The sequence below is a fragment of the Brevundimonas sp. MYb52 genome (assembly GCF_002979535.1).
Taxonomy (GTDB): domain Bacteria; phylum Pseudomonadota; class Alphaproteobacteria; order Caulobacterales; family Caulobacteraceae; genus Brevundimonas.
Map to the genome: position 1 here is coordinate 1 of NZ_PCPB01000011.1, position 15,259 is coordinate 15,259.

12 protein-coding genes are annotated in these 15,259 nt (G+C 68.1%); 4 read left to right on the forward strand and 8 right to left on the reverse strand.

Annotated features, from left to right (window positions below):
• Positions 1-233: ATP-binding protein (locus CQ039_RS11980; RefSeq protein ID WP_146113545.1), on the forward strand; the 233-nt coding region annotated here is incomplete at its 5' end.
• 80 nt (positions 234-313) lie between these two features.
• Positions 314-868, forward strand: a complete 555-nt coding sequence (locus CQ039_RS11985) for an ActR/PrrA/RegA family redox response regulator transcription factor (RefSeq protein ID WP_105564290.1) — start codon at positions 314-316, stop codon at positions 866-868.
• A 23-nt stretch (positions 869-891) separates the two neighbouring features.
• Here the strand turns inward: CQ039_RS11985 and CQ039_RS11990 are convergent, their stop codons facing one another.
• Together CQ039_RS11990 and CQ039_RS11995 are read right to left on the reverse strand one after the other, a co-directional pair.
• Entirely contained in the window at positions 892-1,746 is an 855-nt protein-coding gene (locus CQ039_RS11990) for an HAD family hydrolase (RefSeq protein WP_105564289.1), read from the reverse strand.
• Positions 1,747-1,800: 54 nt separating this feature from the next.
• On the reverse strand, positions 1,801-4,113 hold the full coding sequence (locus tag CQ039_RS11995; protein ID WP_105564288.1) for a PAS domain-containing sensor histidine kinase: 2,313 nt from the start codon (positions 4,111-4,113) through the stop codon (positions 1,801-1,803).
• A 145-nt stretch (positions 4,114-4,258) separates the two neighbouring features.
• On the opposite strand from CQ039_RS11995, the gene CQ039_RS12000 reads away from it, so the two are divergent.
• Both CQ039_RS12000 and CQ039_RS12005 read left to right on the forward strand, forming a co-directional pair.
• Entirely contained in the window at positions 4,259-4,678 is a 420-nt protein-coding gene (locus CQ039_RS12000; protein WP_105564287.1) for a metallopeptidase family protein, read from the forward strand.
• Between the two features lie 88 nt (positions 4,679-4,766).
• The gene (locus tag CQ039_RS12005) at positions 4,767-5,492 is read left to right on the forward strand and encodes a hypothetical protein (protein ID WP_105564286.1); all 726 of its coding nucleotides are present in this window, start codon (positions 4,767-4,769) and stop codon (positions 5,490-5,492) included.
• Here CQ039_RS12005 and CQ039_RS12010 read toward each other — a convergent pair.
• The 6 genes from CQ039_RS12010 to CQ039_RS12035 all read right to left on the reverse strand — a co-directional run bounded on the left by CQ039_RS12010 (position 5,489) and on the right by CQ039_RS12035 (position 15,215).
• On the reverse strand, positions 5,489-6,832 hold the full coding sequence (locus tag CQ039_RS12010) for an RsmB/NOP family class I SAM-dependent RNA methyltransferase (RefSeq protein WP_233190291.1): 1,344 nt from the start codon (positions 6,830-6,832) through the stop codon (positions 5,489-5,491). The two genes, CQ039_RS12005 and CQ039_RS12010, sit on opposite strands and share 4 nt — an antisense overlap.
• Positions 6,833-6,879: 47 nt before the next feature.
• Positions 6,880-8,835, reverse strand: coding sequence for a potassium transporter Kup (locus tag CQ039_RS12015; RefSeq protein ID WP_105564284.1), 1,956 nt, complete (start codon positions 8,833-8,835; stop codon positions 6,880-6,882).
• Positions 8,836-8,909: 74 nt separating this feature from the next.
• Positions 8,910-9,653 (reverse strand): thioredoxin family protein, encoded by a 744-nt coding sequence (locus tag CQ039_RS12020; RefSeq protein WP_105564283.1) that lies wholly within the window; start codon positions 9,651-9,653, stop codon positions 8,910-8,912.
• Between the two features lie 121 nt (positions 9,654-9,774).
• Complete coding sequence (locus tag CQ039_RS12025; RefSeq protein ID WP_105564282.1) at positions 9,775-11,985, reverse strand: prolyl oligopeptidase family protein; 2,211 nt, start codon at positions 11,983-11,985, stop codon at positions 9,775-9,777.
• 142 nt (positions 11,986-12,127) lie between these two features.
• Positions 12,128-14,296 (reverse strand): prolyl oligopeptidase family protein, encoded by a 2,169-nt coding sequence (locus tag CQ039_RS12030; RefSeq protein WP_105564281.1) that lies wholly within the window; start codon positions 14,294-14,296, stop codon positions 12,128-12,130.
• Positions 14,297-14,411: 115 nt separating this feature from the next.
• Entirely contained in the window at positions 14,412-15,215 is an 804-nt protein-coding gene (locus CQ039_RS12035; protein WP_105564280.1) for a potassium channel family protein, read from the reverse strand.
• Positions 15,216-15,259: the final 44 nt, after the last annotated feature.

Consider the following 15,259-nt stretch of genomic DNA (forward strand, 5'->3'; position numbering starts at 1 on the left):
CCAAGGGCAGCAAGAGCCCGCCCCCCGTCACCGCCCCCATCGCCCCCAGCCAGGGCGGCATGGGCCTGGGCTTCTTCATCGCCCGCACCCTGCTGGAACGCAGCGGCGGCAAGGTCTCGGTCGGATCCGGCGACGGCGAAAAGGGCCAACCGCGCGGCGCCCGCGTCACCGTCCGCTGGCCGCGACAAGCCCTCGAAGTCGCCGATCCCGCCCTTGAAACCGCCAAGGTCTAGGTGGAACCTGATGTCGCAGTCGCGAGCTAAAACCTTGACCATGCGGCTGAGACGCACGACCTGAGCGTCAGGAGAACCGAATGTCCGAACTCGAAGCCCGCATCGCCACCCTCGCCGACAAGACCCTGCTATTGCTCGACGACGACGCGGCCCTGCGCACCCGCATGGGCCGGGCGCTGGAAGCGCGCGGCTTCGAGGTCACTCTGGCCGGGTCAGTGGCCGAGGCCGGCGACGCCCTGCGCGTCTCGGTCCCCGCCTTCGCCGTGCTGGACATGCGGCTGGAAGACGGCAACGGCCTCAAGGTGGTCGAGGCCATCCGCGAGCGCCGTGAGGACGCCCGCATCGTCATGCTGACCGGCTATGGCGCCATCGCCACCGCCGTCGCAGCGGTCAAGGCCGGCGCCGTCGACTACATGCAAAAGCCCGCCGATGCCGACGATGTGGTCAAGGCCCTGCTCTCGGTCGGCGAGGCGCCCGAGCCGCCGGAAAACCCCATGAGCGCCGACCGGGTGCGCTGGGAGCATATCCAGCGCGTCTATGAGCTGTGCGACCACAATGTCTCGGAAACCGCCCGCCGCCTGGGCATGCACCGCCGCACCCTGCAACGCATCCTGGCCAAGCGCGCCCCTCGTTAAGAGGCTCTCGGGCTGCCGCCGGATCAGTCCGCCGGCATGCGGCCGTAGTTGACGGCGATGCGGCCGATCAGGCCTTTGACGATCAGGTCGACCGGCGTGCCTTCGCGGTAATCGCCCTCGGCGACGAAGTTGACGCGGTCTTCCGAGATCAGGCGGTGGATCTTGTTGTGATCGCGCGGGGTGTTGTCGGGGTCATAGACGGCGATCGAGAAGCCGCCCTTGGTGTGCATCATCTTCATGGTCGGCACGTCGGTGTCGCCGTCGCCGAGGAAGATCATCCGGTCGAACGGGATGGGGCGTTCCTCGTCGGGGATGAAGCGGTTGATGCGCTCGTCGTCCCAGTGGTTGTGCACGCCCTTGTTGATGCGGAACAGGTACTGGGTCTTGGTGGTGTAGTTGACGCCGACCGCGGGCCAGACGGCGACCTCGTTGTCGTCATAGGCGTATTTCGAGGCGAAGACGTGGGTGAAGGCCTCGGCGATGGGGCAGCCCTGGATCATCTCCTCAAGGCCCGCCGAGATGATGTAGTGCTCGATTTCCAGGCCGTACTGGGCGCCGAACGCGTTCATGCGGTCGAACCAGCTGCCGTCCCGCAGACCCTCGAACAGAGCCACGTCGCGGCCGTGATCCTGAAGCGTCTGGCGCGTGACGGGATTGCCCTGCTCGCGCGCGGCCAACAGCATCATCTGCATATACATCAGGATGCCGTCGCCGTCGGAGGCGATGGTCCGGGGACGAACGGTCTCGTTCCAGAACTGGGCCGGCGTCATCCCGATCGAGGGGATGAAGCTGACCTCCTGCATGTTTCCCCGCGCCAGGGTGCCGTCGAAATCATAGATGATGGCGGTCTTGAGCAGGGGGCGGGTCGTGTCGGCCATGGGGACGTCCTGAGGGGCTTGGACAAGCCCTCTAGCACGTCGTTGACGCAAAGATCAGCCCAGCAGCAGTTCCGGGGCCGCCGTGGGCGCCGTGGCCTCGACCGGCAGGTGCAGGATGAAGGCCGCGCCCTTGCCCGGTTCGGACTGAACCTCGGCCCAGCCGCCGTGCAGCTCGACCAGGGCCTTGACCAGGGCCAGGGCCACGCCCGGCCCGCCGCGCTCGCGCCGCACGAAGCGGTCGAAGACGTGGGCCTGCAGGTGATAGGGAATGCCGCGTCCGGTGTCCTCGACCCGGATGCGCACCTCGCCCGCGCCGACCTCGGCCGTCAGCGTCACGGCCCCGCCTTCGGACACGGCGCGGCAGGCGTTTTCCAGCAGGTGATCTACGGCCTGGGCGATGCGGCGGACGTCGCCGCGGATCGGCTTGAGCCGGGGCGGGCAGGCGACGCTCAGGGCCGCGCCGCGGCCCTCGACCTTGGCCCGCACCTTGTCGGCGGCGGCCTCCAGAAGGTCGCAGACGCGCATGTCGCCCAGCGTCAGCTCCATCTCCCCGGCGTCGATCTGGGCCATGTCCAGAACATCGTCGATCGAGCGCGCCAGGTGGCTGGCGGCGACGCGAATGGCCCCAGCATGCTGGCGACTGCGCTCGGGCAGGTCGCCCATGGCTTCCAGCAGTTCGGAATAGCCGACGATGGTCGTCAGGGGGGTGCGCAGTTCATAGGAGACGCTGCCGACGAACTCGCGCTTCAGGGCCTGGCTCTCGGCCAAGGCGGCTTCCTTGGCGGCCAGGGCCTGTTCCAGCTCGCGCCGGGCCGTGACGTCCGAGAAGGCGACCAGGGTGGCGCCGTCGGGCAGGGGGCGGGTCTGCCAGGCCACCACGCGGTCGTCATCGGTGCGCCCTTCGCCCGAGATCGGAACACGGCTTTCGGGATCGGGATCGGCCACGCGCGCCTTCAGGCCCAGCCACAGGGCGGCGTCGTCCAGCACCGGGCGGCACAGGGCGGCCACCGCGTCGAAATCACCGGCCTCGGCCAACTGGTCGGCCGTCACGCCCCAGAAGCTCTCGAAGGCGTCGTTGTTGAGGCGCAGCCGTCCGTCTGAGCCGAAGACGGCGACCGCGTCGTTCAGCTTGTCCAGAGTCGCTGTCTGGACCTGGATCTGGGCGTTGTAGCGGCTGCGCAGCTGCAGCTCGTCGGTGATGTCCGAAAAGATCAGCAGGATGCCGCCCAGGGGGTGGGGCTGGCGCACCACCCGCAGGGTGCGGCCGTCGGGCAGGGACCAACTGTCATCCGGCGCGGCCTGGGCGGCGCCGTAGAATTCCAGCTCGCTGGCCTTCCACCCGGCGTAGTCGATGACCTCGGGCAGTTGTCGCTTCTGGCGCAGACGGTCCAGCAACTCCGCGTGGGTCGGGCGCTCGTCCAGCCAGGCCGGGTCGATGTTGAACAACGACTGGAAGGCGGTGTTGTGGAAGGCCAGCCGCTTGGCCGGGCCAAAGATGGCCACGGCGTCGGCCAGGTGGTTCAGGGTCTCGTCATGGGCTTCGACGTGACGGCGCAGGGTGTCGCGCGTCTCCTCGGCCTCGGTCATGTCGATGGCGAAGGCGATGACGGCCCCGCGCCCGCCCGCCAGCGGCTCGGCCAGGATGCGCCAGGCCTTGCGCCGACCGTCCGACGACACCCAGCGGAAGCCCTCCTGGCGCGCATTCAGGCGCGACGCCTCGGCCACGATCAGGTCGGCGCCGCGATCGAAGCTGAGCCCCGCCTCATGCGCCTCAGCCAGGGTCTCGGCCTTGGTCTCGGTCAGCCAGGCCTTGTTGGCCCAGATCAGCTGACCGGCGCCGTCGACCACCCAGGTCGGAGCGGGCGAGGCCTCGGTCAGAGCGCCCAGACCGGCGTCGGCGGCGGTTTCAGCCCCGCCCAGTTTCGACAGTCGCAGCCAGGCCGAACCGCCCAGGGCGCGGCCCTCGACCGCCCAGGCGCCGTCCGCCGTTTCCAGCAGGGTTTCGAACGGTTCGCCGCGCTGGATCAGGCCTTCCATGTGACCTGTATGGGTTTGGTTGAGCGCCCCCACGATGGCCTCGGCCGCCGCGACGCCTTCGCGACCCGGCGCAAGCACGGCCAGAGCCTCGGGCGCGCCGAACACCGACTGGGCCGCGCCCTCGGGCGTCAGAGCCAGCCTCACGTCGTCGAAGACGTTGAGCGCGCCTTCGCAGGCGGCGGCGTGGGCGCGTTCACCGGACAGCCAGGTCTCGATCTCGGTCTCGCGCGCGCCCAGACGCTTGCGCAGCCGCCAGGCCCAGGCGCTGATCGCCAGCGCCAGCCCTGCCGCGCCCGCGGTGGCCACATAGGCGATGTCGGCCTCGGCCATGCCTTCCCCAAGAAACCCGTCTGTCGCCGGACCCGCGCCACGCGGGCGCCGGACCGATTCGCGTTTACCATACCCTGATTGCAGCGATTGCGATGCGGCGAGACGACGGATTGCGGCGCGCCCCTCCCAAGGCGATACCGAAAGCATGACCCAGACCCCGAACCCGGCGTGGAACGACCAGCCCGCCCCCTCGCTCGACGACTTCGCCCGCCTGGCTGAGGCCGCCTTCGCCGCCCTACCCGACGTGTTCCGCCACGCCGCGGGAGAGGTGGTCATCCGCGTCGATGACTTCGCGGACGAGGAGACCCTGGCCGACCTCGAGATCGAGGACCCGTTCGAACTGACCGGCCTCTATTCCGGGGTTCACATCGGCGAGCGCGACGCCATGGGTCCGGCGGCGGAACCCTCGCGCATCTTCCTCTATCGCCGTCCGATCCTGGATGAGTGGTGCGAACGCGGCGACGTCGGCCTGGCCGAGATCATCGCCCACGTCCTGATCCATGAGATCGGCCACCACCTGGGGCTCGACGACGACCAGATCCACCACATCGAAGACGAGGACTAGCCGCCCTCGCCCTGTATGCCCCACCCTTGCCCCCCACCCTTGCCCTGGCCGCGCCGCAATGCGATCCAGACGGGGCAGGGGACGCAAGATGACCGACCACGAGAACACCCGATCCGCGCGGGCGCAGACCATCGACGATCTGTCGGAGGACGCCCTGGGCGTCGGCTCGACCGACCTTCGCACCATCAGGGACCTGCTGCTGCGCCCCCGTCAGGTGCTGGAGGCCTGGATGACGCAGGGCGCGACAGGCGCCGGTCGCTACGCCCGACCCTTGCGTCTTTATCTGGCGCTGAACGGCGTCCTCATGCTGATCCAGTTCCTCAACGGCGGGTCGGCCAACCTGCTGCGGGGATTGCCGCCCGAGATCCTGCTTCCCGCCATTGAAGCCTCCGGCAAGACGCGCGACGCCTTCATCGCCGACGCCGACGGCTGGATGAGCCTGATCATGGTTCCGCTTTTGGCGACCTTCTACGTTGTCGCCGCCACGCCTTTGCTGCGCTGGTGGGACCCGGAGACGCTGGGCTGGCGCCGCGGCTTTCGCGCCGCCTGCGCCTATCTGAACGCCTGGACCGTGCCGCTTCTGCCCATTGCCTGGTTCCTCTACGGCGCCGGGCCGCTCGCGGCCTTGGCCAGCCTGGCCATGGCGGTCCTCGGCCTGGTCGCCTTCCTGAGGATGGGGCGAGGCCGATGGTATCGCTCCCCACTGGTTGGGGGCGTCAAGGCGGTGATCCTGACGGCGGTTATCGCCGTCATCGGACTGCTCGGCTCCATCCTTGTGGCGGCCATCGGCCTTTACGCCGGAACCGTCTCCTAGTCGGCGATCCGCTCCAGCCTGGCCGCGAAGAAGCCGTCCACGCCGCCGCGCTCGGCCCACTGCGAGGGCAGGATGCGCAGCCAGCCTTCGGGCGTCAGGGCTTCGTCCGGGGCCCCGATCTCCGCCGGAACAGCCGGCACGGTGCGGAAGGCCGGGTTGCGGCGCAGGAAGGCGATGACCTGGGTCTCGCCCTCTTCGCGTTCCAGCGAACAGACGCAATAGACCAGACGACCGCCGGGCTTCACCTTCTCGGCGGCCACGTCGAGCAGACGGTGCTGCACATCGGCCAGCTTGGCGACCTCGGCGGGTCGGGTGGCGCGCAGGACTTCGGGGTTGCGACGATAGGTGCCGGTGGCGGTGCAGGGCGCGTCCAGCAGGACGGCGTCGAAGGTGCGCGCATCCTCCCAGTCCTCGACCGGGATCGCCACGACCTCGACCGGCAGGCCGGTGCGATCGAAGTTCTGTTTCAGGCGCTTCAGGCGTGCGGGCGAGCGGTCCACGGCGACGACTTCGGCGCCGGCGGCGGCCAGTTGCAGGGTCTTGCCGCCGGGGGCGGCGCACATGTCCAGCACGGTCTCGCCGGTCTGGGCGTCCAGCAGGCGGGCGGGGACGGCGGCGGCGGCGTCCTGGACCCACCAGTCGCCGGCCTCGAAGCCGGGCCAGCCGGCCACGTCGCCGCGCTTGCCGGTGCGGACCGTGCCGCCGGGCAGGACCTCGCCCTCGACGTCCTGAGCCAGGACTTCGAGATCGACGCCCGGCTTGGCGCTGAGGTCGGTGGCGGGTTCCTCGCGGGTGGCCAGGGCCAGACCCAGGAGGGCGGCCTCGCCGTAGGTCGCCTTCCAGCGCGCGGCCAGCCAGTCGGGCAGGTTGGACTCAGCGGTCGTCAGGCCCGGGCCGTCGCGATCGACGCCGCGCAGGACGGCGTTGACCAGGTTCTTGTAGGGGCGGGTCTTGGCGTCGCGCTCGGCCAGCTTCACCGCGGTCGAGACGGCGGCGAAGGCGGGCGTGCCCAGCACCAGGGTCTGAGCCAGGGCGACGCGCAGGATGGTGCGCACCGGGGCCGGCGGGGCCTTCTGCAGGCGGCGGTCCAGAATCTGATCGATCTCGCCCAGACGGCGCAGGGCGGCCATGGCCACGGCGCGGGCGAAGGCCCGGTCGGGACCGGCCAGATCCTTGGCCGGAGACTGGCCGAGCGCCTCGTCCAGACCTGTGCGCTTCTCCAGGGCCGCGTTCAGCAGGATGCCGGCCACCAGACGCGCCTCGACGCCAATGTCGGCGTGGGGGTCGTCAGCGACGATCTCGGGCTTGGCCTCACGACGCGGACGCGATTTCTCAGCCATGCGACGACCGCGTGCGGCCGAGCTTTTGCCCTTGGGGGTGCCACCACTCATACGGATACCTGCGTGCCCAGTTCGACCACGCGGCCGGGCGGAATATGGAAGAAGTCGGTCGGATTGGCCGCGTTGCGCATCAGGAAGATGAACAGCTTGTCCTGCCACAGCGGCATGCCCTGACGCGCCGACGGCACCACCGAGCGACGGCCCAGGAAGAAGCTGGTCGACATGATGTCGAACTTCAGACCCTGTTTGCGGCACAGGCCCAGGGCGCGCGGCACATTGGGCGTCTCCATGAAGCCGTAGGTGATGGTCAGGCGTTTGAAGTCGTCGCTGATCGGCTCCATCGTCACGCGATGGCTGTCGGCCACACGCGGCCGGTCGGCGGTGTGGACCGTCAGGATGACGTTCTTCTCGTGCAGCACCTTGTTGTGCTTGAGGTTGTGCATCAGGGCCACCGGCGCGACCTCGGGGTCCGAAGTCAGGAAGATGGCCGTGCCCGGCGCGCGGTGCGGCGGGCGCGCCTTCAGCATCTCGATCAGGTCATGCAAGGGCAGGCTGTCCTTGCGGGTCTTCTCGGTCAGGATCTGCGTGCCGCGCACCCAGGTCCACATGATCAGCACCAGACCGCCGCCCAGCACCAGGGGCATCCAGGCGCCGTCGGGGATCTTGAGCAGGTTGGAGGTCAGGAAGACGCCGTCGATGATCCCGAACGGGACCAGGGTGCCCAGCACCGCCCACATCGGCCACTTCCATTTCTTGGTCACCACCGACCAGGACATCAGGGTGTTGACCAGCATGGTGCCGGTGACGGCCACGCCATAGGCCGCCGTCAGATTATGCGACGACTGGAAGGTCAGCAGCAGGAACAGGACCCCGATCATCAGCAGACTGTTGACCGCCGGGACATAGATCTGGCCGGCCAGGGTCTCGGAGGTGTTGCGAATGTCGATGCGCGGCAGCAGGCCCAGTTGAACCGCCTGCTGCGTCACCGAGAAGGCCCCGGTGATGACCGCCTGGCTGGCGATGACCGTAGCCGCCGTGGCCAGGATCAGCATGGGCCAGTAGATCATCTGCGGCACCATGTTCCAGAACGGATTGTCCGCCGCGCCGGGGTTGTCCAGCAGGAAGGCGCCCTGGCCCAGATAGTTGAGAGTCAGACAGGGCAGGACCACGAAGAGCCAGCCCTGACGGATCGGCGCCTTGCCGAAATGGCCCATGTCCGCATAGAGGGCCTCGGCCCCCGTCACGGCCAGGAAGACGCTGCCGAGGATGACGAAGCCGAGGAAACCGTCCTTGAGCAGCAGCTCAATCCCGTAAATCGGCGACAGGGCGCGCAGGATCGACAGGTCGTCGAAGATATGGGTCAGGCCCAGGACGCCCAGGCTGAGGAACCAGACCGCAGTGATGGGACCAAAGAACTTGGCCAGGCCGGCGGTGCCGCGCGACTGAACCATGAAAAGGGCGACCAGGATGCCGGCCGAGATCGGCAGGATGAAGGGGTCCAGCTCGCCATTCAGACCCGGCGCGTCCTTCAGACCCTCGACCGCGGACAGCACCGAAATGGCGGGGGTGATGACGCCGTCGCTGTAAAACAGCGCCGCGCCGCAGACGCCGAGGATGAACAGCCAGGCGCTGCGTCGGCCGACCGCGTGCTGGGCCAGGGCCATCAGCGACAGGGTGCCGCCCTCGCCCTTGTTGTCGGCCCGCATCAGGAACATGACGTATTTGAACGTCACCACCACCATCAGGGCCCAGAAGGCCAGGGAGACGACGCCGATAATGGCCAGTTCGCCGCCGACGCCCTTCTGGGCGTGGCCGATGGCCTCGCGCAGGGCGTAGATGGGGCTGGTGCCGATGTCGCCGAAGACGACGCCGATGGCGCCCAGAATCAAGGCGCGATGCGTCGCCTTGCCATGACCCTGCGGAGCGGGAGTCTGGGCGTTGGGTTGTTCAGAAGCGTTTGCGGCGGACGTCTCAGCGTCGCCGCGGGGCGTATCCCCGGCCATGCATAACCTCCGGGTCGCGCGGAGCGGCGCGCCCATCAAGAGCGGCGGGCCTTTAGCCCCTTTCGGTCAGCGGTTCAATCGCGCGCCGGTTCCGCCCGACGCGCCGCCGACAGGATGCGCCGATCCGTCTTGGCCTGAACCAGAACTACGACATTGTCTTCTGAGGCGGAATCCGGCGGAAGGACAAACAGGACCGGACGGCCGGTCCAGTCGCCCAGACGCTTCACTTCACGCACGACGTTGACGTGGCGCACGGCCTGACCGCGGTTGTCGCCCTGGCGCACCTCCACCGTCTGCAGCCCCGGTTGATAGACGACGGCCATGACCTCGGCCCCGCCGGCGGGTGGACGGCCGGAGCCGACGCCGACGCGGTCGCCGGTTTCGCGAAACTCGATCTCGGGCGGATGCAGGCGAGCCGCCGCCTCGGCGTCGATCGCGGCCTGAAGCTCGGGCGAGCGGGCGCCGGACAGATGGCGGCGGCCGTCGATCACCACCTGGGGCGTCGAAACATTCCTCAACCTGAGCGCCTGACGATAGGCCTGCTGCCGCGCGGCGAACTCGGGCTTGGCGAAGGTGTCGGACCAGCCCAGATAGTCCCAGTAGCCAACGCCGTAGGTCAGGACGATGACGCCCGGCTCATCGGCCACCGCCTCCAGGGTGCGGTTGGCGTCGGGACAGCCGGAACAGCCCTGGGCCGTGAACAGTTCGACCACCACCGGCTGGACCGAGGCGTCGCGCTCACGTGACGGGGCGGCCGCGCCGACGCCGATGATCGCCGCAACGAGAAAACCGCTCTTGATCAGACCCCTTGCCTTCATGGCCGCGATCCTAGCCCTTCGATCCATCCGCGCCGCTCATAAAACCGTGAGCGGCAAGAACCTCACATATTCATTGGCTTCATTGGCCTGCCGCCCCTGGGCTGCCCAGGGCCGCGCCGGTTCAGTCCATCAGCTGCTGGCTGAGATAGACATAGTGCCGGGCCCAGCGGCGGGCGTTGGCGACCGGGTCGGCGTCGTTGGAATGCCCCCCCGCCGTGTCCTCGTAATAGAGGTGGTCGTGGCCCTGATCGCCCAGGCGCGCCGCGAACTTGCGGGCGTGGCCGGGGTGGACACGGTCGTCGCGTGTATTGGTGGTGATGTAGACGCGCGGGTATTTCGCCTCGGGTCGCAGCTGCTGATAGGCCGAATAACGCGCGATGAACTCGGCGTCGCCGGGGATGCGCGGGTCGCCGTATTCGCCGATCCACGAGGCGCCGGCGGGCAGGTCCTGATAGCGCAGCATGTCGATCAGCGGGCTTTCGATCACCGCCGCGTTGAACAGTTCCGGACGCTGGGTGATCGACACCGAGGTCAGAACCCCGCCGTTCGAGCGGCCGTAGATGCCCAGGTGGCGTGGGCTGGTGATCTTGCGCTGCTCCAGATCGCGGGCCACGGCGGCGAAGTCGTCGAAGGCGCGCTGGCGGTTTTCCCGCAGGGCCGCCTGGTGCCAGCCGGGGCCGAACTCGCCGCCGCCGCGGATGTTGGCCTGAACGAAGACGCCGCCGTTCTCGAGCCACAGCTTGCCCATCTCGGGCTTGTAGGCGGGCGGGAAGCTGGCCTGGAAGCCGCCGTAGCCGAACAGGATGGACGGACCGGTGCCGTCCATCGCCAGGTTCTTCGGACGGGTGACGAAGTAGGGGATTTTCGTCCCGTCGGTCGAGGTCGCCTCGAACTGTTCGACCACATGGGTCGAGGCGTCGAACTTGGCCGGGGCCGACTTCAGCTCGGTCAGGGCGCCGGTCGAGACGTCGGCAAGGCTGAGGGTCGGCGGCGTCAGGAAGCCCTGGGTCGAGACAAAGACCTGGCCCCTGGACTTGGAGCTGTCGCCCAGGCCCACAGCGCTGTTGGCGGGAACAGCGAGCTCAGTCGCGGTCCAGCCGTTCGCGCTCGGAATGAAACGCTTCAGCGTGCCCACGACATTGTCCGCGATCACGGCCACGATGCTGTCGGACAGGACCGTCACGTTCTGCAGCGACTGGCGCGGCGTCGGCGTGAAGATGGTCGCGCGGTCCGCGCCGATGGCGATATCCAGCCGAACCGGTCCCAGGACGCCCAGCGGCAGGGACAGCAGCGAACCCGCCGCATAGTCCTGGCCGTCGAAGCGCCACGCCTGATCCGGCGAGAAGATGAGATTGCCGCCCATGACGCCTTCGACAGCGACGCGTTCCGGCAGGCTCAGCTTGTACGGCTTGCCCTCAGCGCCGAGCGCCCAGATCTCCGAACGGAAGGTGTCCAGCGGGCGGCTGAACAGGACCGCCTCGACCGCCCCGGCCTTGTCGCGGAAGACCATGGGCGAGACGCCATAGCCGCCGTCGGACTGCTGGCCGCGATAGACCTCGGTCGCATGGGCCAGAGGGTGGCCGCGTTTCAGGGATTTGACGATGAAGGGATAGCCCGACTCGGTCATCGTGCCGGGTCCGAAGTCGGTGGCGATCAGCAGGGTGTCGCGATCCAGCCAGGTCAGGCGGTGCTTGCCCTCGGGGATGACGAAGCCGCCCCCATTCTCCGGAGTGACGAAGGTTTTCGTCGTCAGGTCGAACTCGCGGACCGTCACGGCGTCCTTGCCGCCGTCCGACAGGTTGATCAGGCAGCGGGTCTCGTCCGGCGCCAGGCAGTCAGCGCCCTTGAACACCCAGTCGCGGCCTTCAGCTTTTGCGAGGGCGTCGATGTCGAGCAGGGTCTCCCACTGCGGCTGGTTGCTGCGATAGCTGTCCAGGGTCGTGCGGCGCCAGACGCCCTTGGGATTGGCCGCGTCCTGCCAGAAGTTGCCGAGGCCTTCGCCCAGGAAGCTGACGCCGGGGATACGGTCGGTGGCCGTCAGAATGGCCTCGGCCTGCTGGCGGAAGGGCTCGTAGCGGCGGTCGCCGGTCAGGGCCGACAGGGCCTTCTCGTTCGAGGCGGCGACAAAGGCCTTGGCCTCGACCCCGTCCACCTCTTCCAGCGCCAGATGGTCGTCGGCGGCCTTGACTCCCTCAGGCGACAGGTCGCGCGGGAAGTGCGGCGGCGGGTTGGTCGCAGCGGCGGCGGTCGGATCGGCGGGCGCCAAAGCCAGGGCCGGAGCGGCGGCGAGGATCAGCACCGGCAGGGCGGCGGACAGGAACAGGGACTTCATGATTTTCTCCGCTCATCCCCGCGGAAGCGGGGACCCAGGGCTTTGGCTGAACCAGCCGCCGTCAGAATCATCGCTCATGTCCCAGGTCTGGGCGCGAGGCTCAAACCTGGGTCCCCGCTTCTGCGGGATGAGCGGGCCGGGGTTACTGCTGCGCCGGGTCGTCCATCAGGCGACGCGTCAGATAGGTGTATTCCAGCGCGATGCGGCGGGCCGTTTCGCGCAGGTTGGCGCCGGCCGCGTGGCCGCCGTCGACGTTTTCATAGAAGAGCACCGGATAGCCGAGCTCTTCCAGACGGGCCGCCGCCTTGCGGGCGTGGCCGGGGTGGACGCGGTCGTCCTTGGTCGAGGTGTGGATGAAGACCTCGGGGTAGGGCTGGCCCGCCGCCAGACGCTGATAGGGCGAGTACTCCTCGATCCAGGCGCGCTGCTCCGGGATGTCCGGGTTGCCGTATTCACCGATCCACGAGGCGCCGGCCAACAGCTTGTGGAAGCGCAGCATGTCGAACAGGGGCACCTGGATGACCGCCGCGTTGATCAGGTCCGGGCGCTGGGTCAGCATCGCCCCCATGAACAGGCCGCCTTGCGAGCCGCCCATGACGCCGAGGTGCGGCTGGCTGGTGATGTTGCGCGCGATCAGGTCCAGGGCCACGGCCTGGAAGTCCTCATGGGCGCGCTGGCGGTTTTCCTGCTGGGCCGCCTGGTGCCACTTGGGTCCGAACTCGCCGCCGCCGCGCGTATTGGCGATGACATAGACGCCGCCGCGCTCCAGCCACAGCTTGCCGACCGTGGGCGAATAGCCCGGCAGCAGCGACGACTGGAAGCCGCCGTAACCATAGAGCAGCGTCGGGTTCGACCCGTCCATGGCCATGGCGTCCTTGTGGACGACGAAATAGGGAATCATCGTCCCGTCGGCCGAACGGGCCTCGAACTGATCCACGCGCATTCCGCTGGCGTCGAACTTGGCCGGCAGGGACTTGGTCAGGGCGACGGCGCCGGTCGCCGCATCCGCCAGATAGAGGCTGGACGGGTTCAGATAGCCGGTGACGCTGACGAAGATCTTGTCGTCCTGCTCGGAGGCCGAGCCGACGCCGACCGAGACGTTCTGCGGCAGGTCCAGACGGGTGCGGCTCCAGTCGGCCGGGTCATAGACATAGACCGAGCCGCGCACGTTTTCATAAAGGGCCACGACCAGCTTGTTGCGCGTGGCGCTGATGCCCTCGATCGCCTCGCGCTCGCCCGGACGGATGACCAGTTGCGCCGGGGTCTTGGGATCGGCCAGCCAAGCTTGCAGGTTCCAGGCGATGACGTCGCCGGTCTTGAATTCCTGACCCGAGGGCGCGGTCCAGTCCTGATCCGTCGTCACCACCAGTTGGCCGTTGACCAGGGCGTTGATGTTGCCCTTGAGCGGCAGGGCCAGCTGGGTGGTCGTGCCGTCGGCGTTCAGACGCCAGGTTTCGCTCTCATAGAAGTTGATCCCGCGGTTCAGCAGCACGGCCTGCACCACGCCGTCGGCGTCGCGCAGGGTGTAGCCCGAGACCGAGACGTCGGCCTGCTGACCGGCGAAGACCTCGACCGCCTGATCGACGCTCTGGCCGCGCTTCATCAGGCGCACGGTGCGCGGATAGCCCGAGTCCGTCAGCGAGCCCTCGCCGAAGTCGCGCGAGATCAGCAGGGTGTCCTTGTCGATCCAGCTGGCCCCGCCCTTGGATTCCGGCAGGTTGATGCCGCCTTCGACAAAGGTTTTCGTCACGCTGTCGAACTCGCGGATGGTCACCGCATCCTTGCCGCCGTCCGACAGGGACAGCAGGCAGTAGCGTTCCTCAGGCGCCAGGCAGGTCGCGCCCTTGTAAACCCAATTCTTGCCCTCGGCGGCCGACAGGGCGTCGATGTCAAGAATGGTCTCCCAGGTCGGGGCGTCGGTGCGATAGCTGTCCAGCGTCGTGCGGCGCCAGATACCGCGCACGTGGGTCGCATCCTGCCAGAAGTTGTCGACATGACCGTCATGGGTGAATCCCGGCGAGGGGATGCGGTCGCGCGACTGAACCAGGTCCAGGGCCTGCTGGTGCAGGGCGTCGTAGCGGGGGTCGCCCTGCAGCGTGCCCAGCGAGGTCTGGTTGTGGGCCTTGACCCAGTCCATGGCGCGCTCGCCCTCGACCTCTTCCAGCCAGATATAGGGGTCAGTCGCGTCGCTGGTGGCGAAACCCGGCGTGGAAGCGACGGCGGCGGGCGTGTCAGTCGAATGGGCCATGGCGACGGGTGCGGCTCCGGCGGCGAGAAGAAGGGCGGCGGCGGACGCCAGGGTGCGGATCATGGTTCATTTCCCCAACAGAATTCGGGCGGCACCTTGGCGAGACGAAAGGACGGCGGCAAGCGGCGGAAATCTTACAAGCCTGTCATCTTTCGTCGCAGCGACGGCGCGACCGTCGTCAGTCCCCCTCGTCCGGGATGCACAGGATCTGGCCGCAGGCCTTGCAATGAACGGCGTCGGGGTCGTGCTTCTGCAGGCCGCAGGTGGGGCAGGGGAACTTGACCTTGTGCGGACGGATCAGGGTCTGGGCCAGACGGATGAACAGGGTGATGCCTACCAGCATGACGACGATGGAGATGACCCGCCCCCAGTTGCCCGGCAGGGTGATGTCGCCAAAGCCCGTCGTCGTCAGGGTCGCCACAGTGAAATACAGGGCATCCAGATAGCCGTTGATATGCTCGGCCCGCCCCCGGAAGGCGGCATAGACGAAGCCGGTGACGACAAAGACGAAGGTCACCAGCGAGGCCAGGGCGCGGGTGATCTCCTCGACCCGGGTATCATCGAAGCGCCGGCCGATGGTGCGCCAGAAGAAGTCCGAGTTGAGCAGGGTCCACAGCCGCAACAGCCGCAGGAAGCCGAGATTGGCCAGCCAGACCGGAAAGAGCAGGGTGGCCAGGACGAAGAGGTCGATCCAGACGATCGGCCGCTTCAGCCAGTCCTTGATGTCGGACCAGGCATAGGCCCGAGCCGCCAGATCCAGCCCCAGGATGGCGGCGATCAGATAGTCCATCACATAGAAGGCCCAGCCCGCCTCCTTGAGGATGGGCGTGGCCAGGAAGAAGCCGATGATGATCAGGTCGACGATGATGACCATCAGGCGGAACTTGACCGCCGCCGGCTGGGTCCCGTGATAGAGGTAGCGCAGCCGCGCCTTCAGCCGCAGTCCATCAGGTTTGGCGGTTTCGATGTGATCAGACGTCATCCGCGTCAGCGATACATGAACCGGCGAAAAATCCTATATGAAGG

Coding starts and splice junctions, on each gene's coding strand:
- CQ039_RS11985 (WP_105564290.1), top strand. CDS start 314: ATGTCCGAACTCGAAGCCCGCATCGCCACCCTCGCCGACAAGACCCTG.
- CQ039_RS11990 (WP_105564289.1), bottom strand. CDS start 1,746: ATGGCCGACACGACCCGCCCCCTGCTCAAGACCGCCATCATCTATGAT.
- CQ039_RS11995 (WP_105564288.1), bottom strand. CDS start 4,113: ATGGCCGAGGCCGACATCGCCTATGTGGCCACCGCGGGCGCGGCAGGG.
- CQ039_RS12000 (WP_105564287.1), top strand. CDS start 4,259: ATGACCCAGACCCCGAACCCGGCGTGGAACGACCAGCCCGCCCCCTCG.
- CQ039_RS12005 (WP_105564286.1), top strand. CDS start 4,767: ATGACCGACCACGAGAACACCCGATCCGCGCGGGCGCAGACCATCGAC.
- CQ039_RS12010 (WP_233190291.1), bottom strand. CDS start 6,832: ATGGCTGAGAAATCGCGTCCGCGTCGTGAGGCCAAGCCCGAGATCGTC.
- CQ039_RS12015 (WP_105564284.1), bottom strand. CDS start 8,835: ATGGCCGGGGATACGCCCCGCGGCGACGCTGAGACGTCCGCCGCAAAC.
- CQ039_RS12020 (WP_105564283.1), bottom strand. CDS start 9,653: ATGAAGGCAAGGGGTCTGATCAAGAGCGGTTTTCTCGTTGCGGCGATC.
- CQ039_RS12025 (WP_105564282.1), bottom strand. CDS start 11,985: ATGAAGTCCCTGTTCCTGTCCGCCGCCCTGCCGGTGCTGATCCTCGCC.
- CQ039_RS12030 (WP_105564281.1), bottom strand. CDS start 14,296: ATGATCCGCACCCTGGCGTCCGCCGCCGCCCTTCTTCTCGCCGCCGGA.
- CQ039_RS12035 (WP_105564280.1), bottom strand. CDS start 15,215: ATGACGTCTGATCACATCGAAACCGCCAAACCTGATGGACTGCGGCTG.